Below are 24,985 nucleotides of genomic sequence, written 5' to 3' on the forward strand. Positions count from 1 at the left end.
TCCATAAAAAAGCCTGCTCAACATAATGTTGGCAGGCTTTTTATCAATATAAGCATCGTGATTCAATTATTAATTGTCAAAATCGCGAACCAGATATTAATCAGCAATAATTTCAGCCTCTTTCTGCAACGTCTGTAAAGCATCTATCAAACGGTTGTTTTGCTCTGCTGTACCGGTAGTGATACGCAAATACTCATTGATGCGTGGCTTGTCAAAATGACGGACGATAATGCCTTGCTCACGTAACGCATTCGCTACCGTATTGGCATTACCGTCTTTAGGGCGGGCAAAAACAAAGTTGGCATGCGATGGCAACACATCAAAACCTAACGCTGTCAGCTCTGCTGTAAGAGATTGGCGTAAGTCGATGACTTGCTGGCAGGTCTGGGTAAAATACTCAACATCCAATACACTGGCAGTCGCCCCTACTTGCGCCAGCTTATCCAGTGGATAGCTATTAAAGCTGTTTTTCATACGGGTTAAGGCTTCAATCAATGAGGCATTGCCAAAAGCCATACCAACACGTAATCCAGCGAGCGAACGTGACTTTGAAAAAGTTTGGGTCACAAGAATGTTGTCAAACTCATTGATTAAGCTCACTGCTGAAATTTCTGCATCTGAGCTACCGTCAACTGCCCGTGCAAAATCAATATAAGCCTCATCAATCACAATCACTGAGTTTGAGTGCTCACTAGCCAGCTTGCGAATATCGGCAAGCGATAATAATAATCCAGTTGGGGCATTTGGATTGGCAATGATAATGCCGCTACAAGGCTGGCGATAAGCATCAGGATCAATACTAAAATCTTCTTCCAAGGCAATTTGCACCAGCTCGATACCAAAGGTCTGCGCATAGACTGGATAGAAACTATAGCTGATATCAGGTGCTAAAACAGGTCGCTCTTTTAGGAAAAAGCTGGCAAATACTAGCGCCAATACTTCATCAGAGCCATTGCCAACAAACACTTGGTTGATATCAATATCATAGAGTTGTGCCAATGCGGCACGCAAATCATCAGACTCAGGCGCTGGATATAAACGCAGATCATCCGCTTGCTGCTCTAGGACTTTTGCGATTGCCTCGCCTACTTTTGGTGACGGCGGGAATGGGTTTTCATTGGTATTTAATTTGCATAAATTTTCATGCTGAGGCTGCTCACCAGGAACGTAAGGTGACAAATTACGCGCTTTAGATGACCAAAGTCTGGTGTCTATCTTTAACTCACTCATAAGTTATCCTACTATTAGCCACATAAATTATTAAACATAAATCTCAAAAGTACAATTCAAAAGTAATTATTAAGCCACGTTACTGATAACGATAACGAGCTGAGCGCGCATGGGCTTCTAAGTCCTCACGTTGCGCTAAAATATCTGCGGTCTCAGCCAATGGCTTACTACCGGCTTCAGTACAATAAATAATAGAGGATTTCTTTTGGAAATCATAAACACCAAGCGGTGAAGAGAAACGCGCAGTGCCAGAGGTTGGCAACACGTGATTGGGTCCTGCGCAGTAGTCACCAATCGCCTCAGGCGTGTGACGCCCCATGAAAATAGCACCTGCATGACGAATATCGTTGAGTAGCGCATCAGGATGATCAACTGACAACTCTAAATGTTCTGGGGCAACCCGATTAATCACGGCCATACCTTCAACGCGGTCTTTGACTAAAATAAGTGCGCCACGATTTTTTAGGGAATCGCGGGCGATATCGGCTTTTGGCAACTCTGCCAGCGCTTTTTCAATTTCAGCCGCTACGTCTGCAAGCTGCTGTTCACTGGTCGTGACAAAGATAGCTTGGGCAATGCGATCATGCTCAGCTTGTGACAATAAATCCATCGCCAACCAATCAGCACGGTCTTGCGCCTCGCCCTCTGCATATACCAATACTTCAGAGGGACCAGCGATCATATCAATCCCAACTTGACCAAATACCGCGCGCTTTGCCGCTGCAACATATTTATTACCAGGGCCAGTGATCTTATCCACCGCTGGAATCGTGTCGGTACCATATGCCAAGGCAGCAACCGCTTGCGCACCGCCTATGGTAAAGACACGGTCGACTTGTGCCAAATGTGCGGCGGCTAACACCAATGGATTGAGCACGCCTTTTGGCGCTGGCACCACCATGATGACCTCTTTAACACCCGCCACTTTGGCAGGGATGGCATTCATCAATACCGAAGACGGATAAGAGGCCAAACCACCAGGGACATAGATGCCTACTCGATCAAGTGCGGTGACTTTTTGACCCAAGCAATTACCAAGCTCATCTTCATACTGCCAAGTCTCTTGTACTTGGCGCTCATGAAAGGTCTGCACACGCGTTGCTGCGGTGGTCAATGCGGATTTTACTGTATCATCAAGATTCGCAAACGCTTCAGCAAGCGCCTCTTTAGACAGCTCTAGCTCTTGCATCGTCGTCGCCGGATGCTGATCGAATTGCTGGGTTAACGCCAGTACGACGCGATCACCATCATGCCGAACTTGCGCGATGATATCATCAACGGTCTTAAGTAAATCGGCATCATTGACGGTTTCAAAGGCAAGTAACTCTGTCAACTGACTGTCAAAATCGACATCTTGGGTACTTAGTTGGCGCATGACTTAATCCTATATCTGAGCATAAAAGACTGCTGAAAATTAGCGATGTAAAAATGAGGGGTATTGAGTATTAATAATAATTGTGATGGCTGATATACCAGTTTTTATATATTTAGTTTGTTCAGATTATACTAACCTCATACTTTCTGGCAAGCAAATACAACAAAACCAGTTTAGCACGCTATATCTATCTTATAGCGCTAAACTGGTTTAAAAATTTGTATGACAATGCTTGAGATTACCAATGATTAGTATCGTTTGATAAAGCATTGATTCATTAGGAATTAATTTATGAAGCGCTGGCAATGCTGTTTTTGAAGCTATCTAAAATCGGCTCAAGTAACGCAAATTTACGCTTGTAGCTCACTTGATTGACGATAAGGCGTGAGGACACATCGCAAATATGATCGCGTGCTTCAAGACCGTTGGCGCGCAACGTATTACCTGTATCAACCACATCGACGATCAAATCACCCAATCCGACCAACGGCGCAAGCTCCATAGAGCCATACAGTTTAATCACATCCACTTGCTGACCTTGGCTGGCAAAGTAAGCGCGGGCAACATTGACGTATTTGGTCGCAATACGTAGGCGACGATTGGGTAGCGGCGCATCTTTTACACCAGCTGTCATCAACTTACACTGAGCAATTTGCAAATCAAGCAATTCATAGACATGGTTGGCACCATGTTCAAGCAACACATCTTTACCCGCCACCCCAAAGTCAGCCGCACCATGCTCAACGTAGGTTGGCACATCACTGGCACGCAAAATCAATACACGCACATTGGGGTTTGAGGTTGGAAAAATAAGTTTGCGTGAGGCTTCAGGATCTTCTAATAACTCAACACCAGCTGCGCGTAGCAGTGGCATGGTCTCTTCTAGAATACGACCTTTTGATAAGGCCAGTGTTAAGCCTGAAAACTCATCATTTACTTCATTTAATAAACCATTATTTGGTAGGCTATTGCTTGCTTCAGTCATAATGACATCGTGTCCATGTGCAGTTAACACCCCCGCTGAAGGGGGCTTTTAGTGGTAGGTTACTAATAATGGTAGATTGCTAAGCTATTCATATCAATGCCAATCGTGTCAATCATTGAGGTCATGGATTTGATAAGTAAATCGATATTAGTCATTAGTATTGATACGTTCGATATTGACCCCAAGCGCACGCAGTTTTTCTTCGACATGCTCATAGCCACGATCGATATGATAAATGCGATCGATTAAACTTTCACCTTCAGCAGTTGCCGCTGCCATCACCAACGACATAGATGCACGTAAATCAGTCGCCATCACAGGGGCAGCGGTGAAGTTTTCGACGCCTTTTACTACGGCCGTATGACCATCTACTTGGATAGAAGCGCCTAGACGATTAAGCTCAGGGATATGCATATAGCGGTTTTCAAAGATATTTTCGATAAAGGTACTCGTACCATCCGCCAGACACGCAATAGCCATGACCTGCGCTTGCATATCTGTTGGGAAACCTGGATGCGGCTGAGTACGGATATCAACCGCTTTAGGGCGACCTTTCATCTGCGCACGAATCCAATCGTCACCGCTGGTAATAATGGCACCCATGTCTTCGAATTTTTCTAACACAGGTGTTAGTAATAGCGCAGAGGTGTTTTTAGTCAACACATCGCCACGCGTCATGAGTGCGCCAGCAAGGTAAGAGCCAGTTTCGATACGGTCTGGCACCACTGAATACTCACAACCATGTAAGCGCTCAACGCCTTCGATGGTCATGATCGAAGTACCGATACCGCTGATTTTAGCACCCATCGCGACCAACATATTGGCCAAATCAACGACTTCTGGCTCAAGTGCACAATTACCTAAAACGGTCGTACCTTTGGCAAGTGCGGCTGCCATAATGACGTTTTCAGTACCGCCCACGGTAATCATATCAAAAGAGTAATTACAGCCAATCAGCTTGCCGCCTTTTGGCGCTCGTGCTTTTACGTAGCCATTTTCGACACTAATTTCAGCACCCATCGCCTCAAAGGCTTTTAGATGTTGGTCAACAGGACGTGAACCAATGGCACAGCCGCCGGGCAATGACACTTCTGCCTCACCAAAACGTGCCAGCAATGGTCCAAGCACTAAAATCGATGCGCGCATGGTCTTTACCAAATCATACGGTGCATAGAAATTATCGATATTTTTAGTATCGCAGGTGACAGTATCGTCCTGCTTTTGGATTTTGATACCCATGCCACCGATCAATTCAATCAACGTCCGCACATCTTGTAACGATGGCACATTGTGCAATGTCGTTGGCGTCTCGGCCAATATCATAGCGGCAAGTAACGGCAAAGCAGCATTTTTGGCGCCTGAGATAGTAACTTCCCCTGCGATACGACTACTACCAGTGATTAAAAATTGATCCATAGAAGTGACAACCTAACGATGAGTATTAAAATAGTGAAAATCAGACCAATCACACCCAGCCAATATAATAGCCAGTCTAATAAGCCCAATCATATGTATAACGGTCTAGCCTTTGGATTGAACGTCCCATTCAGCAGGCGTCAGCGCTTGAATATTGAGCGCATGAATATCGCCACTGGCGATCTTATCATTGACTAATGCATAAATCGCCTGCTGACGTTGCACGGCACGCTTACCTTCAAAGCTTGCATCAACCACGCGTACATCAAACTTATTACCTTGATTGGCAGCTTGAATAAAAGCGTCTGGGAAGTGAGTCTGTAAAAATGCAATCAAATCGTCAGCGTTCATGCTCATAGAATATTCTGCCTTAAAGTGTCAGATAGGGTATAGATTTAAAGTGACGACATTATAACAAGAGTTTAAGCATCTTACAGTACTGTCTTACGCAACTGCACCTAACTTCTGATTGCCGTCCATTATTTGAGCATTTTATCCAAGTACGTCAGTACTTGCGCGCGTACATCATTGACCCAACGTAGCGGCGGTGCCATCGCACCAATACTGATCGCATGACTGGCACCTTTTATTTCACCGTTTTCTACGGTGACGCCCGCCTCTTGCAACGCTTTGGTCATTTTAATCGTATTGGTCGCGTACACTACTTTGTCTTTTTCGGCAGTCAACAATAAATACGGGGGCTGCTCGCCTTTGATTTGACGGTCTGGCATGACGTCGTCTGGCGTAGCATCAGCAGCAAAGGCGGTGGCGCTATCAAATTTACGGAAGTCATAACTATAAGGACCCGCAATACCCACGACCGCGGTAATATCCTTTGGCTTAATACCATAAGGCGCTAAAAAATCTTCATTGGCGACCGCTGCAACCGCGTTAAATGCACCAGCAGAATGTCCAATTACCGCTAAGCGTTTAGGATCAGCATGTAGGCTCGGAGCATTATTGATACTCCAAGCAATCGCTTGCGCCGTATCTTTGACATAATCAGGGTACACATGCTCAGGCGCTTTACGATAATTAATTACGGCGGTGACATAACCTGCTTGCGCCAAACTCTGACCAACAAAGGCATATTGTTCTTTATTACCACTCTCCCATGAGCCACCGTGGACAAACACCACCATCGGATAGCTATCATTAATCGCACCATCATTGATAGCGCTTTGAGCTTTCATCGCTTGTGCTAATGGCTTGGGATAATAAATATCCAAATCTTGATCGGGCTCATCACCATAGAGAATATTTTTGCTGACGCCAACGCCGCCACTAGCAGTAATGCCATTGACGATAGCCAGTGGCGATAGAGCTTGCGCATTCTGAGTGGCTAGGGCAACGCTACCCAGTGCTAAGGCGGCGACACCTGTGAATTTTAGAATGCCTACTTTGCTAGCAGTATTATTAGTCATGCTTTCATTATTTATTTTTTGACGGCTTTTATTATATTCTAAGCGCTTGTTTGCATCCTTCATTGCCAGTATCCCTATTATATTTATACATGGATCAAAATTAACAGCACTGCGACAGCCGTTTTATAAAATAAGCACTAATACTGTCTTATCTACTATTCGCTTTTTATATCTTACTGGCTGGCTCAGAAGTTCTCGTGTTTTTCCTGTTAACAGTGTTTAGGTTTCTTGTCATTAAACACGGTTTAAACTGACGGGGCAAATAGCTTACGCTACAAGCTATTTAGCCACTGTTTTTTTGTTTTATTAATAAATAACAGCTGTATTTTAGAACACTTTTTACGGATCTTGATACAGGTCTATATATGGGCTTGATGACGGTTGCTCAACGGTTGTGCCATCTTCGGTCACGACGATAGGAGTCGATGTGTCAACGGACGCTGGCGCTTCAGAATTATTAACGCTAGCAGCAGCTACCCCGTCCACAACGACTGGCGCTAAAGCAGGATTTACCAAGTTATTTTCAGACATAATATCGTCTTTACTTATCTTTACGCCCCTGTCATCAACGACGGTCGTCAGCAGCACCAGCTCAGTCACACCAACGGTGCTATTGGCGATATCGATTAGGTGACTCTGCTGAGTCGGTGTCATACGTCCCATAATATAAACCACACCATCATTGGTCACGGCTTTGATCTGTGAGGCTTTGACACCATCACTCGCGGCGACTTTTGCCAGCAGCTTTGAGGTGATATAGCCATCATGAACTGTCGAGCTATAGCCTTTAGACGCGCTGACGTTTAGCTCATTATAGACATGACGCACATCTGGCATAGAGCTGACAACTTTTTCGACTTCCACTTTGATGGCCTCAGTGGGTACCTCGCCTGTCAATAACACTTCACTATTAAAGCTATCAATACCCATACGACTGGTTTGCTGCAGGTCTTCTTTTAACCCATAAACATTGATTTTGACGGTATGTTCGATACTGCGATCCAGTAATCGCTGCGGAATGGTACGCTCTGTCATCGGCACACCATACGTACCTTCTGTACTGTTGGTCAAATAATTGGTGGTACAGCCCGTAGTGACGATGCTGGTCATTAGCATGACGCCTATCGCGGTGCCGCGTGATGAGCCAAAAATAGCAGTGCGCAAATGCATCCGTGTCATGATTTACCTCTTAGAACATGAGTGTGACGATCGTATAAAGTCAATTGATTGAGCCAGTTTTAATCTAGTAACGTTTGTTTTGACAATTGTTAATTCAGTTAATAACAACTTAGCTACTTTACTCAATTTTTACTATCAGCGGTTAGGTTTTTGGTAACGCTCACTAGATGATAAGTACTTACTACCTTCTAGTTGGGTAGCTTTTGCATCCTAATATCACGTATCTGCTATAAAAGCACCTCTGAGCCATTGTGGTTGATTTTCTATGTTTTGACCACTGGTCTTAATATGATTACCTACCGTATCATAAGCGATGACATCGAACCGGCAGTCATAATCCTCATACTCAGGATGCTGTTGCAAAAAATATTGCGCCGTTTTAATCACTTTACGTTGTTTGCTTGCCGTCACGCTCAGTGCAGCACCACCAAAACCTGAACGCTGCCGTTGACGCACTTCGATGAATACCAGTGTCGACCATGCTGAACCCGTCTCCAGCATAATTAAATCCAGCTCACCCACTTTGGGCTGCTGCCAATTTTGGGCAATCAAAATCAATCCTTGCGATTGTAAAAACTCACACGCCTGCTGCTCGAACAGACTGCCTTGGCGCTGCTTTGGTGAAGTGAGGCTCAAAGGTTTATGACTGCACATAAGGTCGATAGGTCTGGTTAACATTTCAGAATTATCATAGCACATCATGCTAAACTAGCCACTTTCGCGTGCAGATACTGGTATGGTGTTTTATGCTTTGCTTAAGTTCTATTTTTAACCAGTTTTGTCAGTCAACGCGCCACATTATATTTTAATTCCCGCTTTTAATACTCCGAGGTTTTCATGTCCAGCCCTACCGCGATGCCAGCTTGTCTATATATCGTTGCCACGCCGATTGGCAATATGAGCGATATGACGCCGCATGCCATTGATGTTTTAAAGCAAGTCGCCATCATTGCCTGTGAAGACACCCGTACTTCAGGTAAGCTATTGTCGCATTTTGGCATTGATACCAAAGGCAGTAAAGCCGACGACGAAAAAGAGTCAGAAGCTCCTAACACTAAAAATAATACCGATAATAACGTGACAGACGCTGATACCGCGACCAAGCAAAAAGGTCATAACAAGCTTTGGGCATACCATGAGCACAATAGTGCCATTCAAACACCCAAAATTATCGAGATGATCGGGCAAGGTCATTCGGTTGCTTTGATTAGTGATGCCGGTACGCCACTCATCAGTGATCCAGGTTATCAACTGGTACAGGCCGCTCATGCCGCAGGCGTTAGAGTCTCTCCTATCATTGGTGCCTCTGCTGCCATTGCTGCACTGTCAGTCGCAGGATTGCCCTCAGACCGCTTTAGCTTTATTGGGTTTTTACCCGCCAAAACCCACGGTCGCCAAAAGCAATTAGCAGCATTAAACTCACGTACCGAAACGCTGATATTTTATGAAGCACCGCACCGTATTATCGCCAGTTTAGAAGACATGGCGACTATATTTGGCGCAGATCGTGAAGTCACTTTTTGCCGTGAATTGACCAAAACTTTTGAGACTGTCCATAAAAGCACTCTTGGGGATTTGGTGGAATTTGTCAAAGCTGATGACAATCAACAGCGCGGTGAGATAGTCGTGGTCGTCGCTGGCGTGAATGTGGCGCAGGATGCGGATGACATCAGTATTCATGATAAATTATTGCAGCGCTTGCTTGAGGACTTATCGGTTAAAAAAGCCGCTGCATTGGGCGCTGATATCACTGGCGTCAAAAAGAATGCGCTATATCAGCGCTTACTTGAGCTACAAGCTGAATAATTTTTGGATATTAATATTACAGACAGTTATAAAACTATTGAGGAGAAGTGAGCAATGTACAATGTAATGGCGATAGGCAACGCATTGGTTGACCATGAATATGTATTGTCAGATGCGGCGCTAGAAGAGACTGATTTGACCAAAGGCAATATGACGCTGGCAGGTATCGACGAGCAACAGCAATTGTTGGCGTATTTTAAACTGGCAGAAATTGCACCATCAAAGCAGGCTGGTGGTGGCTCAGCGGCCAATACGATGTATACCTTTGCCAGTTTAGGCGGCAAGCCATTTTATGCCTGCCGCGTCGGTGACGATCAACAAGGCAAGTTTTACTTAAAAGACTTACATGAAGCAGGTGTTGCAACTTCAGAGAAATCTATCCATGCAGGCGGAGTAACGGGTTCATGTGTGGTCGCAGTCACCGAAGATGGCGAGCGCACCATGCAAACTTATCTTGGTACTTCAAGCGAAATCACCGCAGAAAATGTCGATTTTGATGCGCTGACACAAGCTGACTGGCTATATATAGAAGGCTACTTAGCCATGACTGAGAGTATTCAGCCTGCCATGACTCAGTTGCGTCACCAAGCAGGGATTCATTCTGCAAAAATTGCCGTAAGTTTTGCTGATCCTGCCGTGGTGAAGTTTGCCAAAGACGGTTTACTCAATATGCTGGGCAATAAAGTAGCAGTGATATTCTGTAATAGTGAGGAAGCCAAGCTCTTTACGGACAAAAAACAAGTCAAGGCAGCCGCACGCGCATTGCTTGAGTATTGCCAGACGGCAGTCGTCACTGATGGTGCCAATGGTGCAACGATCGCCCATAAAGCTGATGACACATCAGAGATTGAGATTTATGAAGTTGCTACACCAGTCGTTACTAATGTCATTGATACCAACGGTGCCGGTGATAATTACGCAGGAGCATTTTTATACGCGTTGTCGCAGCACTATAGCTTGCCTGAATGTGGTCGTCTTGCCAGCGAAGTGGCGGCGCAGGTGATTCAACAGTTTGGACCACGATTAGCCTCACAAGATTATAGAGATATTGCAAAGCGTGTACTATCTGCTTAACTTATAAAAATCTGTCATTGCCGATAATAAAAAAGCCCATATCGATTGATATGGGCTTTTTTATTATTAATCATGAGACAAGTTATTCAATTCACATTGCTCAGTTCAATAGAAAGCGTTTAATACTAAGCCGAGGCTAATGCTTGCGCAAGATCCGCTTTGATATCTTCGATGTGCTCGATACCAATTGATAGACGTACCATATCAGTGCTTACACCTGCATTTTCGAGCTCTTGCTCATTGAGCTGGCGATGCGTGGTCGTCGCTGGATGACAGGCTAGTGATTTGGCATCACCGATATTGACCAAACGAGTAATCAATTGCAGCGCATCGATAAAGCGAGCGCCAGCTTCCAAACCACCTTTAACACCAAAGGTCAAAATAGCAGAAGGCGTGCCTTTCATATATTTTTTGGCAAGCTCATGCTCAGGATGATCTGGCAAACCTGCATATTTCACCCAAGCAACTTTATCATGGTCACGTAGATATTCAGCAACGGCTTGGGCGTTTTGCACATGACGCTCCATACGTAGACTCAATGTCTCCATGCCCTGCAAAATACCAAAAGCATTGAGCGGGCTAAGTGCCGCGCCAGTATTACGCAGCGGTGCCACACGAGCACGAGCGATAAAGGCTGCTGCGCCCACGTCTTTGACAAAGTTCACACCGTGATAACTATGATCTGGCGTGTTCAATAACGGGAAACGCTCAGGATAGTCGCCCCATGCGAATTTACCACTATCGACAATCGCCCCACCAATCGAGGTTCCCGTACCACTCATATACTTGGTCAACGAATGAATGACAATATCCGCACCAAACTCAAAAGGACGGCATAGCGCAGGCGTTGCAACCGTACTATCAATCACGACTGGCACGCCATATTCGTGAGCGATATCACTCAGCGCTTGAATATCTACGATGTTACCCAATGGATTACCGATACTTTCAGCAAAGACCATCTTAGTCTTATCATCAATCAAATCACGAATCGCCTCAGGGTTTTTGTGGTCAAAGAAGCGGACTTCGATACCTTGACGCGGCAATGCGTGGGCAAATAAATTATAAGTACCACCATACAAGGTCGACACAGCAACGATATTATCGCCCGCTTCACAGATGGTTTGAATCGCATAAGTGATGGCTGCCATGCCAGATGCTACTGCAAGGGCACCGATACCGCCTTCGAGCGCCGCGACACGTTCCTCCAACACGGCATTGGTCGGGTTCATAATACGGGTATAGATATTGCCTGCAACTTTTAGATCAAACAAATCAGCACCATGCTGAGTATTATCAAAAGCATACGAGCTGGTGTGATAAATAGGCACTGCGACCGCTTTGGTCGTTGGCTCAACGCTATAACCAGCATGAATAGCTAAGGTCTCAAGACGTTGAGGAGTCGCTGATTTTTGGGCTGTTTGCTGGGCTGCTTGTTCATCACTCATCATATATTCCTTTATTTCGATAAAAGTTATTAATCAATAAATGACTAATCAACAAATTATTAATCAACAATATGTCACTGAAAATTCAGATAAAAAACAATCCACCAAATCATAGCAATAAAAAAAGCCAAGTTCATCAAAACTTAGCTTTTTAATTAAAATAACTCTTCAGACATTACTTAACGCTTTGGCTTTTACTGAGATTTCTATTTATAGTAAGCGTTTTCGGTACGGGTATGATCGGTCTCGTCAATCACTTGGGTCAGCTCTGGAATTTGTTGTTTCAGCTGCACTTCAACGCCTTGACGTAAGGTCATGTCAACGGCTGAACAGCCTTGGCAACCACCACCAAACTTCAATACCGCAGTCAGCCCAACGCCTTCTTCATCAATCAGTTCAAGCAATTGTACGTCGCCACCATGCGCCGCTAAGCCGGGATTAATCTCTGACTGCAATACGTAGTTGATACGCTCTTCGACACTGGCATCCGCACCCACTTTAGGCACTTTAGAATTTGGCGCGCGGAAGGTCAGCTGACCACCAAAACGGTCTTTATTATAATCAATCACCGCATCTTCTAAATAAGGAACAGACGCCGCTTCGATAAAGGCAGAAAAACTGTCATACGTAAAACGCAGGTCAGCGCTATCCTCTTCGCCCGGTTGGTTATAAGCCATACAGCACTCTGCACGCGGCGTACCTGGATGCTCAACGAAAATACGCACGCCGATACCATCGGTATCCTGCTTGGATAACAAATCTGCTAAGTAGCTTTGGGCTGACTCAGTAATAGTAATATTGCTCTTTGCTACAGTTTGCTCAGTATCTAGCGCTGATTCATAGTCTGCTGACTGATCTAGTTGGCTCTCAGCTTGGTTGTGCTCACTCATAATATGTCCTATACGTTATGACACAAACGCTATATCTGTCATGGCTACTGTGTCGTGAATTTAAAATTAGGTAGCGGGTATAAGTTATGCGGGTTATCAATCATTACGGTCTGTTGTCTTAAAGTGTTGACTGCCGTTGTTATAACATTTTGCTCAATTTATAGCAGCTATTATAACGTACTCAGCCGACAATTCCGACTGCGCTACTGTGAATTAAACCAAAATGCTCACAAATGACTGCTATCGGTTTTATTAATGCTTTATTAACAATGACGAAATAGAGACGACAAATAGCGCTTTTTTAATGATTGATATATCCCCTACTATATAAAGACAGCTACCGTGATTATCAAGCTATTTAAATACCTAACCAAGATAGCACCTTGATTTAATATTCAATTTTATATACTATAATTAAACATAATAATTTTTAACACTTCAGAAATGAATATTGCTTTTTATAATTGTTGTCTCTTTATCTTGCCTTATTAGGAGCATTCCATGAGTAAATCCTTTAATGACATCACGAAACACGTCTCTAGCAACATGGTTAAATTACACAAAATTATTCCTGAAACATCTAAGGCATTTTCTCAACTGAGTGCCGCAGCAACGACTGATGGTGTGTTGGACAAAAAAACCAAAGAGTTGATTGCCTTGGCATTGGCGGTGGGTGCGCGTTGTGATGCTTGTATCGGATTCCATACCAAAGCACTCGTACGACTTGGGGCAACTGAGCAAGAAGTGGCTGAAACGCTTGGGGTATGTGTGGCAATGGGTGGTGGTCCGTCGATGATGTATGCCGCTGAAGCAATCGCCTCCTTTAACGAGTTTAGTAAAGAAAGTTAGACTCTAATGTTGATTGGCTTTATCGTAAATAGAGCTACCAGTGATTGAATACATTGCTGGTAGCTTTTTTGTGTTGCTAATAAAGTTCATATCAGAGCCAAATAAGTTGTGGTATAACTGAGCCATCGCTTCATTGATATTTTGCTTAGAATATCCTCAGCTTAAGAGAATACTTGTATGATGACACAAACACTGAATCTAGTAACGACCAAAGACGACGAACAAGTAGCCGTTTGGAAGATTGTGGATAATACAAAAGACGAAACAAAGAGCGATACCCCTACCACCAATACCTTTGCCATAAAATCGCAAAACATATTTTTGACGCACGGCACGTTTTCGGACAAACAAACCTGTTTGAAAATCGCTGAATATCTAGCCCGCCTCGGTCATCATTGCTACATCATGGAATGGCGCGGTCATGGTGCAAGCTCAATACCCAAAGAAAAATTCAATTTCGAAACGGTTGCAACCTATGACTATGAAGCGACTTTTCGCTACCTTTTTGAGGAATTAAAACTCGACAATCTACATTGCGTCACCCATAGCGGCGGCGGAGTTGGTTTAACGATGTTTTTGATCCAGCATCCCTGCTATATCGATAAGATTAATAGCGCCAGCATGTTTGCCTGCCAAGCTTATGGCGCTGCAATAAATCCGATAAATCATACTAAAATTCTTGTAGCAAAATTATTCACGCGGCTGGTTGGCTATATCCCTGCTAAAAAAATCAAGCTAGGGCCTTTTAATGAAAGCTATCATATGATGAACCAGTGGTACGACTGGAATCTACAAAAAAACTTTAACAGCAGTTTTCTTAAGCAACGTACATTTAATACAGCCAGCATGGATACATGCGCCGCTGATGATGCATCTTTAGACTACCGGCAACAGATGCCAAAAATCACGATACCTATCTATGCTATCAGCGCAAAAGGCGACAATTTCATCTCCCCTACTCGTGGTTGTCAGCTGTTTTTTGAACCCTTTAAAAACCCTGCCAATATCTTTCGAGAATACTCGCTCAGCCATGGGGATTTGGACGATTATACGCACAGCCGCATTATGATTAGTCGTAACGCCGCCCACGAAATTTGGCCAACAGTTACCGCGTGGATTGAGCAGCATGCCCGTTAAAATAGCGGTGCGGTTGTAGCCTAACTACAGCATGGTACGGACTATAATCAGAAACCGCACACCTCTAAACATCTTTATACTTGTCAGCGAGTGATAGGCTGTGTCAGTATTGGCGTCATTACTTTTTACTCAATAAATTTTAACCAATGAAATATCCGTAGTAGGAAAGTGGCGTATATGAGCGAATCATCAGAGCAAAGTTCAGCTAAAGACAATAAACACTATCGTTATTTGGTTTTTATCGGGCGTTTCCAGCCCTTCCATCGTGGACATAAGGCGGTCATTGACGAAGCATTAAAGCGTGCTGATAATGTCATTATGTTGATTGGCTCTGCTAACTTACCGCGTAGTTTACGCAATCCCTTTAGTGTCGCTGAGCGTGCTGCCATGATTAAAGGCGCGTATTCAGCAGCAGAAGCAGCGCGTATTCACTGCGTTGCTCTAGATGATGCACTCTACAATGACACGCGCTGGCTACAGTACGTGCAAGCAGGCGTGAAGTCTGTCACTGGTGATTTGCAAACTGATATCGGCTTGATTGGTCATTCCAAAGACAGCTCCTCATATTATTTATCGCTATTCCCCAACTGGGCGTCCGTCTCTGTACCGAGCTATCACAACCTATCCGCCACCCCAATTCGTGATAGCTATCTAATGGGTGCGACCCCGACTCCTGAACGCACGCCTGAGTCGACGCGCAAGGTTCTGAATGATTTCAAAAAGACAGACGAATATCAAAATCTGCACGAAGAAGCGGACTTTATTGATAAATATAAAAGACAGTGGGAATCAGCGCCTTATCCACCAACCTTTATGACAGCAGATGCCCTGATTGTCCAGTCAGGACATATTCTATTGGTTGAGCGCCGCAGCATGCCAGGGCGCGGACTGTGGGCATTACCAGGTGGATTTTTAAATCCAAAAGAGACCTTATTCGATGCCTGTATCCGTGAGCTACGTGAGGAGACTCGCCTAAAAGTCCCTGAGCCAGTATTGCGCGGCTCTTGTCATAGTCAGCATACCTTTGATGACCCATATCGCTCAGCACGTGGTCGCACGATTACCCAAGCCTTTTATTTTCAACTTAAAAATGACCCAAAAGGCTTGCCAAAAGTGAAAGGCGGCGACGATGCAGCCACGGCTTTTTGGCTACCACTCGCTGAGCTTGACGCCACCATGATGTTTGAAGACCATTATGCGATCATTACTAAAATGGTTGGTTTGTAGGTTTTATCAGACGATTATCCGATTTTTCATTAACAATTTTCCACGCCCAAGCTGATAGACAGCAAGGGCTAACCGCCGTAACTGTTCTTTCATTAACGCAGCTACGGCAACTCAAAGCAGAGGAGTTCTGTGATGTATACCAGCAATTTAAATAATTTAATTCTAAATAGTGACAGCTACAAAACCTCACATTGGGTGCAATACCCAAAAGATAGTGAGTATCTGTCCAGCTACATTGAGGCGCGTAAAGGTGACTACGATGTGGTGTTCTTTGGCTTGCAAGCCTTTATTAAAGAATATCTAAGCACGCCAATCACTCATCAAGACATTGATGAAGCCGAAATGGTCATTCAAGCACATGGTTTGACCTTTAACCGTGCTGGTTGGGAGCGTTTGGTTGATAAACATGGTGGCTACATGCCACTACGCATCGAAGCCATCCCTGAAGGCAGCATCGTACCCGTATCCAACGTCGTCTGCCAAGTTATCAACACTGATCCTGAGTTTTATTGGCTACCAAGCTATATTGAGACTGCCTTGCTTCGTGCCATCTGGTATCCATCAACCGTCGCTAGTGTCTCGCATTATTGCAAAGGTATTATTCGTCAAGCGTTAGAAAAATCTGCGGACAATACCGAATCGCTCACTTTTCGTTTGCACGATTTCGGCTCGCGCGGGGCATCTAGTCAAGAGTCTGTCGCGCTCGGCAGCTTAGCGCATTTAGTGAACTTTGCTGGAACCGATTCGATGACAGCGTTGGTGGCTGCCAGCCGCTGGTACCACATGGATAAAGACATGCCCGCGTTTTCTATTCCTGCCGCTGAGCATAGCACCATGACCGCGTGGGGTCGTGATGGCGAAACCGCTGCTTTTGCCAATATGATTGAGCAGTTTGGCGGCGCTGGTAAGAGTTTTTCAGTGGTCTCTGACAGCTACGACTTATGGAACGCCATTGATAATATTTGGGGCGGCAGCTTAAAAGATGATGTAAAAAATATGGGCGGCACCTTAGTCATCCGACCCGATAGTGGTGAGCCTGCCAAAGTGGTTCGCGAAGCCTTAGAGCGCTTGGCAGTAAAATTTGGAACAACGATTAATAGTAAAGGCTATAAAGTGCTGCCTGATTATGTACGTGTCATCCAAGGAGATGGCATTAGCCCACAAAGCTTAACTAAGATCATTGAGGTGATCATGAAAGCAGGCTTTAGCGCAGAGAATGTAACATTTGGTATGGGCGGTGGTCTATTACAACAAGTCAACCGCGACACCATGAGCTGGGCGATGAAAGCCAGCGCTATCTCTATCGATGGCACATGGACAGACATCTATAAAGACCCGATTACCAGCCGCTCTAAACGCTCAAAGAAGGGACGTTTGGCGCTGGTCAAAAACAGCAATGGACAGCTAAAAACCATCAAGGCTGAAGACCTATCTGCAGACGCAGATAACCTACTGCGTGATATTTATGTCGATGGTAAATTATTAATTGAAGACAATCTCACCACTATTCGGGAGCGTGCAGGATGGTAGCAATATGATAAATAGCAATAAAATCGCCTCGGTGGCAAGAGATGTACTGCTTGCTCCTATTTATCTTTATCAAGGGCGCAAAATTAAGCGTGATACGGTACGTCTACCTGAGCCAAATGGTGAAAGGCACGGGCAAGTTCAATTAAATGACGCGATTGAGTCGCCAAGAGATGCGCACAAGCGAACATTAAATCTAATGGTCGTTGGCGATTCGGCGGCGGCTGGCGTCGGTAGTGAGACGCAGCAAGAAGCGCTTGTCGGTAACTTAATTCCTGTTTTGACGCAGCAGTCTGCTATCCAAAATCAGTTTGATATACTGAACTGGTCATTGCAAGCGACGACGGGGCATACCAGCTTTGATATCTTGCGTAGGCTTTATGTTCTACCCGCGCCTAGCCAGCCTGTTGATGTGATGGTGCTGAGTGTCGGCGTTAACGACACCACATCTAAAGTCTCTGTGGATAAATGGCAACAGCAAATTGAAAGTATTATCGCTATCGCTCAGCGTAAATTTGGCGTGCGAGAGTTGATTTTTTTAAGCCTGCCGCCGATGGCACAAATGCCTGCGATACCTGCCCCGCTAAGTAACTTTGTGGGTGCTAAAGCCTCTATCCTTGATAAGACATTGCAGCAAGTTTGCGCCGCTCATGATAGTGTCACCTACATGGCCACTGACTTTCCACGAATGATAGCAGAGCATTCGAACGGTACTCCAATCGATATCAAAGTGATGTTTGCCAGTGACGGTTTTCATCCTAGCAGCCTCATGTATGGCTATTGGGCGCAGCAATTGTCAGAGTTGATTATACAGTTACTGAACCCTTCCCTTTCCGATGCTGAGTTGACTGATTAAAAACCATTGAGCCGTTACTTCTAAAAATCTAAACAAAAAAAACCGCTGAATAGTCAGCGGTTTTTTTATGTTCTTAATACTATAGCTGTGCATGTTTGAGAAAACACATGCTCAAAATAATATCACGCAATACGTGTGAATTATTCTGCAGCGTCAGTATCAGCAGCTTTCTTACGGCCACCAAATGCACCAAAGCGTTTGTTGAAGCTAGCAACACGGCCTTCAGTAGAAGTTTTGCGTTGTTCGCCAGTATAGAATGGATGCGACGCACTTGAGATATCAAGCGGGTAGTATGGATATTCTGACCCTTCGTATTCACGAGTGGTTTTGGTTTTAACGGTTGAACGAGTTAAGAAAAACACGTCAGCGTTAGTGTCATGGAATAAAACTTCTTGGTAATTAGGATGGATATCTTTACGCATAATAAACTCTCTATGTCCGATGTATGTATAGCACTCTTGAACACCATCTTAGACGAGGTGTCAAACAAGTCATGACATACGTAACTGAGGCACTAAGGGACATTGATAAGTATGGCAGCTGCGTCACTGGCTTATTCCAGCACCCAACACCATTCCTCTGCTCACTTAGCCTTTCCCCAGCGGGAAAATCAAAACGCGATTTTAACGGTTTTTACCGCTAGACGCAAGCAGCAGTTGTGAGTGATATATGTGATAAGTTGTCACCAAAATCTCTATTTTGTTGAGAGGCATACGCTGTGTTAGTGTAGTATTAAATTAGTTTAAACAATCAATAAATAATTTAAGTTTAGATTTAGTTAATAATTATTTTTGATATTAATCATTTGTTAATGATGATGAATACCGTCTGATGTCGCCTCATTAATCGAGCACCCACTATTTATAAACACTCAATAAGGACAATATAATGATAAATACTGTTATGAAGAATAGCGCAAAAGCCCTGCTTATCAGCTCAGCACTGGCACTCACTACTGTTGTAGGTGCGGCATTACCTAATCAATGGCAATTAGACGACTCGCACACCCGTGTGGGGTTTTCTGTCAATCACTTAGGATTTTCGACCACCATGGGTCATTTTAACGACGTCAAAGGGGTCGTTAATTACGACGTCAAAGCACCCAGTAAAACCAATATGAGCTTCACCATTGCAACCGATAGCATTGACACCAATTGGGATGCACGTGATGAGCATTTAAAAAAGGCTGAATTTTTTAACGTCACTAAATATCCAACCATGACCTTTAAATCAACCAGCGTAAAATTTATAAATCCGCAACAAGCCAAGGTCACAGGTGACTTTACTATGCTGGGTCAAACCAAACCATTAACTTTGGATGTGACTTTGAATAAAATCGCCAACAGCCCTCTTACCAAAGAGCCAGTTATTGGCTTCCGTGCAACGGGTAATATTAATCGCGCAGCCTATGGTATGACAGCTTTCGCAGATGGCATTACCACCAATGTCCCGATCCAAATCGATGGTGAGTTGATAGAGAAAAAAGCGCAAACCAACAAAAAATCTAAATAAGTCTAATTTTTAGCCAAGCACAAATCGCTACTTCCTCTACATACTCTAAAAAAAAGCAGCCATCATATTGGCTGCTTTTTTGACAATAATGAATCAACTCACTCGACATTTATATATATTCAATAAATCGCATAAATACCTTCCATTTGCTTGTTAACCTCAGTTTTTATTGTTATATTCATATATACGGATTTACGAATATAAAACATAACGCTGAGGGAGCAGAAAGATGGATACAGTACAGGTAGACTTTGCCGAGATAAATAAAGACTGGGATAAAAACATCGCTGATTATCACTTTGATATTTATCACTTATCTGGTTGGATTGCTGCGTCAGCTATTGTCGATAAAGGCACTCCTCAAGGAGTGATTGCCACTTATAATAATAAAAAAATCTTTTTGCCTCTCATTATAAGAGAAATCGACTCAGAGCATTGGGATGCCACCTCTACTTATGGTTACGGCGGTCCTGTCATGGATAAGTCTCTCACTGATGCCGAATTAGACATAATATTGGCAGAAGTAAGGGGCTTTCTCTTAGAAAAAGGCTGTGTGTCTTTATTCATGCGACTGCATCCAATCATCAATAAAGAATGGCTACCAACGGTCGGCAAAGCACTCACTCATGGATTGACATTGATGTCTGACTTGAGTAAATCTGAAGAGGAGCACTGGAGTGAGACTCAAAATCGTCATCGTAGAGGCATTAAAAAAGCCTTAAAAATGGATGTCGTGACAAAAATTGAGCGTTTAACCAGAGAGAATGCAGTGATGTTTTCCAATATTTACAAAGAAACGATGGCGCAAGTGAAGGCAGATCAGTACTACTTCTTTGATGATGATTACTTTTTTAATTTGCTCGAAAATTTGCAAGACAGAATACTACTGATAACTGCCTATCAGGATAATAAAGCCATTGGCTCCTCTATCTACACGATCTGCAAAGAATCGGGGATTATGCAGTTCCATCTCGGAGGCACGCTCAACGCCTATACCCATCTACAACCTTCCAAACTCATTACCCATGTGGCTCGTGATTGGGGTCGAACCAATCATTATAAATTACTGCATCTTGGCGGCGGCGTAGGCTCTAATCTAGATTCTTTATACGAGTATAAAAAAGGGTTTAGCTCACAAGAGTTATTATTCAAAACTTATAGACTCGTCGTTAATCCAGCAAAATACGAAGCATTAGTCGCTGATAGCTGGTTCACCGAAAATGATTTACGCTCTGACTTTTTCCCTTTATATAGAAAAGAGCCTACTAAAGAAAGTATCTTGGAGACTGAACAAGCGGAAGCTTTGGCAGATATTTGATCGCGTTATTTTACGATTCTAATCAGTCAAGCCAATAAAAAAGCAGCCATTACAATGGCTGCTTTTTTGATGCTAATTGTCTTTCATTTCGGTAGACAATGGGCTTACTTTACTTGGTTTTGACGATATGCCAAACGCCCAGTTTATTGTCGCCATCTTTATCGCCCACCTTTGTATCATTGGCATAGAAATATAACGGTTTACCATTTACCGCCCATTGATACTTGCCATCTTCGCGTTGAAATGCTGCAAACTGCCCTGACGCTTTGGCATTACTCGGTGCCATAAATGCGGGCCAAGCAATTAGACAGGCACTACCACACTCTGATTTGTTCATCCCATCTTTGTCAAAGGTATATAAGGTCATGTGATTGCTTGCATCGACTAACATGCCGTTTTTACTCGCGACTGGCGCGGTATTTTTATTGGTGGCTTGTACATCATGCATGCCAGAATCATCATTGCCGAATACATTGTTTAACGTAGTACAACCAGTAAGCGTTAAAACACCAGTGAGAGCCGATAATATAAGCATACGTTTCATAATAACTTCCTTGTCATTTTGATTGTGATTATGATTGTCATCATAAATTTCTATTTGGATTTTTCTCATCGTCAGACTATTTAAGCAGCAAAAAAACCTATCGCTGACTTCAAGCAGTTTTAATATAGCATATGCAACAGCGCAGTCGTTTCTATCCATATATAAATTTACAAAAGCTTATGTATTTGCAAATTGGGTAAACTGGCATAGCCATTGCTATCAAGCGCCATAGCCATTGCTATCAAGCGCCATAGCCATTCATTGACAAAACTCACCTATCTACTTACGTATTTGCCGTCATATTGGTTATCATTTTTCGTAGAATACCCTATACAGCTTAAGAATTACTACACAATGACAAATATGACCCTTGCGGCTTCATATGCATATTGAACTTGACGTCCTTTGCACGCATATCAATAGTTATAAACGGCTTAGAACAAGATCCATTAGGACAAATTTTTTAAAATAAGATTTTAGAATAGAACATTTAACAAATACACCGAGCATGACCTGCTGTAACTGCTATTAAGGATATAACAACGACAATGACTCACTCTTTCATTAAAAACCCAGTGAAAAACCAAGCGCACTCTGCCAAACGTGTCGGTATTCTTGGTGGTGGTACGGCAGGAGCAACCATTGCTATTCGCCTTGCGGCATTGGGGCTTGAAACTTATGTATTTGAAAAAAACAAATCGCTGATTGATGGTCCACCGATGTGTCACTTGCATGCTGGCGGCAATCTATACCGCGAGATTCCTGATGAAGATTGTGTGGCTCTCCTCAAACAATGTATCGACATATTACGCCTTTATCCTTATACCATCGATGTTCGCCCAACAGTATTTGCTGTGCCAACCCGCGATGAAGGCTTGCCAGAAGATTTGCTACCACGTCTTGATATCTTGACTGATGCGTATCGTAAGCTTATCGCCGAAGATGCTAATAACAAAGTGTTGGGCGAACCTGAAAACTATTATCAGCTTTATAGTCATGAGCAACTCATTGCGCTGTCAGAACGTGAACAAGTCACTGTACCGCGGTCGGTTGATGAATGGATGATACCAGTAGCTAAGTATTTGGACTTAAATAAAGTCAAGTTTCCACTGATTGTCGTGCAAGAGTACGGCTGGAATATTTTTCGCTTGGCAGCCTCTGCGCAATTGGCCTTAGCAGATTATGAGCATGCACACGTCTTTACCGATACACAGGTTAAGCAAGTCATGCCTGTTGATTGTGAAAATTGCTCAAACGCTGACCATCATGTCACTAAATGGCGTATTGATTATCAGCGAGCTGCCAGCTCTGAAACTCAGCTTACAATCGAATCTGAGACCAAAAATACAACCGAATCTATCGAAGTGGATTACTTAATCAATGCTTGCGGTTTTCGTACTGGCGTCATCGACGATATGGTCGGGGTCAAAGTCACGCGTATGGTCGAGTTTAAATCGTCTTATATTACCCACTGGGATAATACCGGCGGACAGATACCAGAGATTATCGTTTATGGCAGTCGCGGCACACCAGAAGGCATGGCACAACTCACACCTTACCCCGGTGGTTATTTTCAAATACATGGCATGAGCAAATTTATCACGCTATTCGATGATGGCTTGGTCGCCTCTAGCAAAGACAGCGCCCAACCTAAGCTGCCGCCGCAGTATATGCACTACATCGAAGATGGCTGGGATAAAGCACCGTTACAAGCGCGTAGTCAGCAAGCGATTGATTATGTGGCGGAGTTTGTACCAACCTTCCATAGCGCACGTACGGTCGGTAACGCGCTATATGGTGGGCAGCAAATTCCTGGTGAGGACGATACGCTGCGAGTAGCTGATGTGAGCTTGTACTCTAATATTCGCTATGCTCGTGCGGAAAACGTCAAAGCATCCTCAACTTTGATTGCTGCCGATCAAATCGTTGATGAATTGACTGAACTTGGCTTAATCGATCATGACACGCCAGCCAACCGCAATCGTTATGCTCATAATTGGGCGTATTTGACAAAACACGATAGCAAGGCGATTGATGAAGTCGCGCGTACACTGGCTGAGCAACGAGGCTTTCCATTAGCAATGGCTGATGTGAATCACGGTATTGGCGAGACAACTTTAAAGGATTCCAACACGGCTAATGATGCAAATGCTACTGAGATATAAAAAGCGTTTTATTAAAAATTGAACAAAAAAGGAGAGAATGGCTAACGATCAGCCCTTCTCTCCTTTTTTATAGATGAAGCATTTACAGATAAAAGCATTTATAAATAAGAATACGTACTCTTAATTACCAGCCATTTTTTCAGTATCGACTGCGTCGTCTATTTTTACGACTGTTTTTAATAGCTCAATAGCTTCGTTAATCGTGTTACAAACCACCAAACGTTCAAGGTCTTCTTGCTTCATAAAACCTTGGTCAGCCGTATATTTTAAGTGCTCGATCATACGATCATAGAAACCATTGATATTCAAAATAATCATCGGTTTTTCATGTTGATAGAGCTGACGCCACGTGGCGATTTCCATGATCTCCTCTAAAGTACCAAGCCCGCCCGGCAAGGTAATAAAGGCATCGGCATACTCCGCCATCACGGTTTTACGGGTGTGCATGGTATCGGTTAAATGCAGGCGAGTCAGCTGCTCATGAGCAATTTCGTGTTTGAGCATAAAGGTTGGAATCACACCAACTGCTTGCGCGCCACCTTGAATCACCTCATCTGCAACGGCACCCATCAGCCCGATGCTCGCGCCGCCGTAGACCAAACCCATGCCATTGTCGGCAAGCGCACTACCCAACTCGCGGGCTGCCTGCTCATAGACTTCATTATTGCCCAAACGCGAACCACAATAAACCGCTACCAACGGCATCGTTAACGTTGATTTATCCACTGCTTTTTCAATATTGGTAATGTCTTGACTGGTAATGACTTCATAAGTGTCATTGTTAATTTTCATTTGCATATAGCTTCCTTAATTTTTATATCGATTGTTTTTGTTAAATACTCGTTAAAACCCTAATGGATAATACCACCCAAGATAAATAGCATAGAACTTGAAAGTCACAATTGAACGCCTTGCTTGCCAGCATTTATCTTAACATAAGCGATGCTATCAGGTGGCTATCAGCTAATTTAAGCGGTTTATCACTACGTAATGACTACATTTTAAGAGCAGATTGTTGATAAA

Annotated in this window: 23 protein-coding genes; 10 read left to right on the forward strand and 13 right to left on the reverse strand. The window is 43.7% G+C overall.

Going from position 1 to position 24,985, the window contains the following annotated elements; all coding sequences use genetic code 11:
- Nucleotides 1–96: 96 nt before the first annotated feature.
- The 8 genes from hisC to AK822_RS12605 all read right to left on the reverse strand — a co-directional run bounded on the left by hisC (nucleotide 97) and on the right by AK822_RS12605 (nucleotide 8,311).
- A complete protein-coding gene (gene hisC, locus AK822_RS12570; protein ID WP_060491878.1) occupies nucleotides 97–1,230 on the reverse strand; it encodes a histidinol-phosphate transaminase in 1,134 nt (377 codons plus the stop codon).
- 79 nt (nucleotides 1,231–1,309) lie between these two features.
- Complete coding sequence (gene hisD / locus AK822_RS12575; protein ID WP_060491879.1) at nucleotides 1,310–2,605, reverse strand: histidinol dehydrogenase; 1,296 nt, start codon at nucleotides 2,603–2,605, stop codon at nucleotides 1,310–1,312.
- Between the two features lie 289 nt (nucleotides 2,606–2,894).
- On the reverse strand, nucleotides 2,895–3,590 hold the full coding sequence (gene hisG, locus AK822_RS12580; RefSeq protein ID WP_060491880.1) for an ATP phosphoribosyltransferase: 696 nt from the start codon (nucleotides 3,588–3,590) through the stop codon (nucleotides 2,895–2,897).
- A gap of 147 nt (nucleotides 3,591–3,737) precedes the next feature.
- Nucleotides 3,738–5,006 (reverse strand): UDP-N-acetylglucosamine 1-carboxyvinyltransferase, encoded by a 1,269-nt coding sequence (murA, locus tag AK822_RS12585; RefSeq protein ID WP_060491881.1) that lies wholly within the window; start codon nucleotides 5,004–5,006, stop codon nucleotides 3,738–3,740.
- A 105-nt stretch (nucleotides 5,007–5,111) separates the two neighbouring features.
- A complete protein-coding gene (locus tag AK822_RS12590; protein ID WP_010200621.1) occupies nucleotides 5,112–5,363 on the reverse strand; it encodes a BolA family protein in 252 nt (83 codons plus the stop codon).
- A gap of 122 nt (nucleotides 5,364–5,485) precedes the next feature.
- Nucleotides 5,486–6,493 carry an alpha/beta hydrolase gene (locus AK822_RS12595; protein WP_228139031.1) on the reverse strand — a complete coding sequence of 336 codons (1,008 nt, stop codon included), beginning with the start codon at nucleotides 6,491–6,493 and terminating at the stop codon, nucleotides 5,486–5,488.
- A 276-nt stretch (nucleotides 6,494–6,769) separates the two neighbouring features.
- Nucleotides 6,770–7,609, reverse strand: a complete 840-nt coding sequence (locus AK822_RS12600) for a BON domain-containing protein (protein ID WP_060491882.1) — start codon at nucleotides 7,607–7,609, stop codon at nucleotides 6,770–6,772.
- Nucleotides 7,610–7,825: 216 nt separating this feature from the next.
- The gene (locus AK822_RS12605) at nucleotides 7,826–8,311 is read right to left on the reverse strand and encodes a YraN family protein (protein ID WP_060491883.1); all 486 of its coding nucleotides are present in this window, start codon (nucleotides 8,309–8,311) and stop codon (nucleotides 7,826–7,828) included.
- A gap of 135 nt (nucleotides 8,312–8,446) precedes the next feature.
- Here AK822_RS12605 and rsmI point away from each other — a divergent pair, with 135 nt between their 5' ends.
- On the forward strand, nucleotides 8,447–9,415 hold the full coding sequence (rsmI, locus tag AK822_RS12610; protein ID WP_060491884.1) for a 16S rRNA (cytidine(1402)-2'-O)-methyltransferase: 969 nt from the start codon (nucleotides 8,447–8,449) through the stop codon (nucleotides 9,413–9,415).
- A 54-nt stretch (nucleotides 9,416–9,469) separates the two neighbouring features.
- Nucleotides 9,470–10,489 (forward strand): adenosine kinase, encoded by a 1,020-nt coding sequence (locus AK822_RS12615; protein WP_060491885.1) that lies wholly within the window; start codon nucleotides 9,470–9,472, stop codon nucleotides 10,487–10,489.
- 125 nt (nucleotides 10,490–10,614) lie between these two features.
- Here the strand turns inward: AK822_RS12615 and AK822_RS12620 are convergent, their stop codons facing one another.
- A complete protein-coding gene (locus tag AK822_RS12620; protein WP_060491886.1) occupies nucleotides 10,615–11,937 on the reverse strand; it encodes an O-acetylhomoserine aminocarboxypropyltransferase/cysteine synthase family protein in 1,323 nt (440 codons plus the stop codon).
- A gap of 206 nt (nucleotides 11,938–12,143) precedes the next feature.
- The gene (gene nfuA, locus AK822_RS12625; RefSeq protein ID WP_045455268.1) at nucleotides 12,144–12,827 is read right to left on the reverse strand and encodes a Fe-S biogenesis protein NfuA; all 684 of its coding nucleotides are present in this window, start codon (nucleotides 12,825–12,827) and stop codon (nucleotides 12,144–12,146) included.
- A gap of 501 nt (nucleotides 12,828–13,328) precedes the next feature.
- Between nfuA and AK822_RS12630 the strand changes: the two genes are divergently transcribed.
- The 5 genes from AK822_RS12630 to AK822_RS12650 all read left to right on the forward strand — a co-directional run bounded on the left by AK822_RS12630 (nucleotide 13,329) and on the right by AK822_RS12650 (nucleotide 18,423).
- Entirely contained in the window at nucleotides 13,329–13,676 is a 348-nt protein-coding gene (locus AK822_RS12630) for a carboxymuconolactone decarboxylase family protein (protein WP_060491887.1), read from the forward strand.
- Between the two features lie 177 nt (nucleotides 13,677–13,853).
- Nucleotides 13,854–14,813 carry an alpha/beta fold hydrolase gene (locus AK822_RS12635; RefSeq protein ID WP_060491888.1) on the forward strand — a complete coding sequence of 320 codons (960 nt, stop codon included), beginning with the start codon at nucleotides 13,854–13,856 and terminating at the stop codon, nucleotides 14,811–14,813.
- A 177-nt stretch (nucleotides 14,814–14,990) separates the two neighbouring features.
- Nucleotides 14,991–16,040, forward strand: a complete 1,050-nt coding sequence (locus AK822_RS12640) for a bifunctional nicotinamide-nucleotide adenylyltransferase/Nudix hydroxylase (RefSeq protein WP_055125886.1) — start codon at nucleotides 14,991–14,993, stop codon at nucleotides 16,038–16,040.
- A gap of 132 nt (nucleotides 16,041–16,172) precedes the next feature.
- Nucleotides 16,173–17,570 carry a nicotinate phosphoribosyltransferase gene (locus tag AK822_RS12645; RefSeq protein ID WP_060491889.1) on the forward strand — a complete coding sequence of 466 codons (1,398 nt, stop codon included), beginning with the start codon at nucleotides 16,173–16,175 and terminating at the stop codon, nucleotides 17,568–17,570.
- Between the two features lie 4 nt (nucleotides 17,571–17,574).
- Nucleotides 17,575–18,423 (forward strand): SGNH/GDSL hydrolase family protein, encoded by an 849-nt coding sequence (locus AK822_RS12650; RefSeq protein ID WP_060491890.1) that lies wholly within the window; start codon nucleotides 17,575–17,577, stop codon nucleotides 18,421–18,423.
- A gap of 140 nt (nucleotides 18,424–18,563) precedes the next feature.
- On the opposite strand, the gene AK822_RS12655 is transcribed toward AK822_RS12650, so the two are convergent.
- Nucleotides 18,564–18,845 carry a type B 50S ribosomal protein L31 gene (locus AK822_RS12655; RefSeq protein ID WP_011281173.1) on the reverse strand — a complete coding sequence of 94 codons (282 nt, stop codon included), beginning with the start codon at nucleotides 18,843–18,845 and terminating at the stop codon, nucleotides 18,564–18,566.
- Between the two features lie 466 nt (nucleotides 18,846–19,311).
- On the opposite strand from AK822_RS12655, the gene AK822_RS12660 reads away from it, so the two are divergent.
- Both AK822_RS12660 and AK822_RS12665 read left to right on the forward strand, forming a co-directional pair.
- Nucleotides 19,312–19,935: a YceI family protein gene (locus AK822_RS12660; RefSeq protein ID WP_060491891.1), complete on the forward strand. Its 624-nt coding sequence runs from the start codon at nucleotides 19,312–19,314 to the stop codon at nucleotides 19,933–19,935.
- 229 nt (nucleotides 19,936–20,164) lie between these two features.
- Nucleotides 20,165–21,253, forward strand: coding sequence for a peptidoglycan bridge formation glycyltransferase FemA/FemB family protein (locus AK822_RS12665; RefSeq protein WP_060491892.1), 1,089 nt, complete (start codon nucleotides 20,165–20,167; stop codon nucleotides 21,251–21,253).
- A 109-nt stretch (nucleotides 21,254–21,362) separates the two neighbouring features.
- Here the strand turns inward: AK822_RS12665 and AK822_RS12670 are convergent, their stop codons facing one another.
- Complete coding sequence (locus AK822_RS12670; RefSeq protein WP_045447953.1) at nucleotides 21,363–21,797, reverse strand: COG4315 family predicted lipoprotein; 435 nt, start codon at nucleotides 21,795–21,797, stop codon at nucleotides 21,363–21,365.
- 548 nt (nucleotides 21,798–22,345) lie between these two features.
- Between AK822_RS12670 and AK822_RS12675 the strand changes: the two genes are divergently transcribed.
- Entirely contained in the window at nucleotides 22,346–23,962 is a 1,617-nt protein-coding gene (locus AK822_RS12675) for an FAD-dependent oxidoreductase (RefSeq protein WP_060491893.1), read from the forward strand.
- A gap of 120 nt (nucleotides 23,963–24,082) precedes the next feature.
- Here AK822_RS12675 and AK822_RS12680 read toward each other — a convergent pair whose 3' ends face one another.
- Nucleotides 24,083–24,760, reverse strand: a complete 678-nt coding sequence (locus AK822_RS12680; RefSeq protein WP_045455284.1) for an LOG family protein — start codon at nucleotides 24,758–24,760, stop codon at nucleotides 24,083–24,085.
- Between the last annotated feature and the right edge of the window lie 225 nt (nucleotides 24,761–24,985).

Origin of the sequence: Psychrobacter sp. P11F6 (genome assembly GCF_001435295.1) — a bacterium.
Taxonomy (GTDB): domain Bacteria; phylum Pseudomonadota; class Gammaproteobacteria; order Pseudomonadales; family Moraxellaceae; genus Psychrobacter.

Bases quoted from the DNA above. Each gene is read 5' to 3' on its own strand.
- hisC (WP_060491878.1), bottom strand. From the start codon at position 1,230: ATGAGTGAGTTAAAGATAGACACCAGACTTTGGTCATCTAAAGCGCGT.
- hisD (WP_060491879.1), bottom strand. From the start codon at position 2,605: ATGCGCCAACTAAGTACCCAAGATGTCGATTTTGACAGTCAGTTGACA.
- hisG (WP_060491880.1), bottom strand. From the start codon at position 3,590: ATGACTGAAGCAAGCAATAGCCTACCAAATAATGGTTTATTAAATGAA.
- murA (WP_060491881.1), bottom strand. From the start codon at position 5,006: ATGGATCAATTTTTAATCACTGGTAGTAGTCGTATCGCAGGGGAAGTT.
- AK822_RS12590 (WP_010200621.1), bottom strand. From the start codon at position 5,363: ATGAGCATGAACGCTGACGATTTGATTGCATTTTTACAGACTCACTTC.
- AK822_RS12595 (WP_228139031.1), bottom strand. From the start codon at position 6,493: ATGAAGGATGCAAACAAGCGCTTAGAATATAATAAAAGCCGTCAAAAA.
- AK822_RS12600 (WP_060491882.1), bottom strand. From the start codon at position 7,609: ATGACACGGATGCATTTGCGCACTGCTATTTTTGGCTCATCACGCGGC.
- AK822_RS12605 (WP_060491883.1), bottom strand. From the start codon at position 8,311: ATGATGTGCTATGATAATTCTGAAATGTTAACCAGACCTATCGACCTT.
- rsmI (WP_060491884.1), top strand. From the start codon at position 8,447: ATGTCCAGCCCTACCGCGATGCCAGCTTGTCTATATATCGTTGCCACG.
- AK822_RS12615 (WP_060491885.1), top strand. From the start codon at position 9,470: ATGTACAATGTAATGGCGATAGGCAACGCATTGGTTGACCATGAATAT.
- AK822_RS12620 (WP_060491886.1), bottom strand. From the start codon at position 11,937: ATGAGTGATGAACAAGCAGCCCAGCAAACAGCCCAAAAATCAGCGACT.
- nfuA (WP_045455268.1), bottom strand. From the start codon at position 12,827: ATGAGTGAGCACAACCAAGCTGAGAGCCAACTAGATCAGTCAGCAGAC.
- AK822_RS12630 (WP_060491887.1), top strand. From the start codon at position 13,329: ATGAGTAAATCCTTTAATGACATCACGAAACACGTCTCTAGCAACATG.
- AK822_RS12635 (WP_060491888.1), top strand. From the start codon at position 13,854: ATGATGACACAAACACTGAATCTAGTAACGACCAAAGACGACGAACAA.
- AK822_RS12640 (WP_055125886.1), top strand. From the start codon at position 14,991: ATGAGCGAATCATCAGAGCAAAGTTCAGCTAAAGACAATAAACACTAT.
- AK822_RS12645 (WP_060491889.1), top strand. From the start codon at position 16,173: ATGTATACCAGCAATTTAAATAATTTAATTCTAAATAGTGACAGCTAC.
- AK822_RS12650 (WP_060491890.1), top strand. From the start codon at position 17,575: ATGATAAATAGCAATAAAATCGCCTCGGTGGCAAGAGATGTACTGCTT.
- AK822_RS12655 (WP_011281173.1), bottom strand. From the start codon at position 18,845: ATGCGTAAAGATATCCATCCTAATTACCAAGAAGTTTTATTCCATGAC.
- AK822_RS12660 (WP_060491891.1), top strand. From the start codon at position 19,312: ATGATAAATACTGTTATGAAGAATAGCGCAAAAGCCCTGCTTATCAGC.
- AK822_RS12665 (WP_060491892.1), top strand. From the start codon at position 20,165: ATGGATACAGTACAGGTAGACTTTGCCGAGATAAATAAAGACTGGGAT.
- AK822_RS12670 (WP_045447953.1), bottom strand. From the start codon at position 21,797: ATGAAACGTATGCTTATATTATCGGCTCTCACTGGTGTTTTAACGCTT.
- AK822_RS12675 (WP_060491893.1), top strand. From the start codon at position 22,346: ATGACTCACTCTTTCATTAAAAACCCAGTGAAAAACCAAGCGCACTCT.
- AK822_RS12680 (WP_045455284.1), bottom strand. From the start codon at position 24,760: ATGCAAATGAAAATTAACAATGACACTTATGAAGTCATTACCAGTCAA.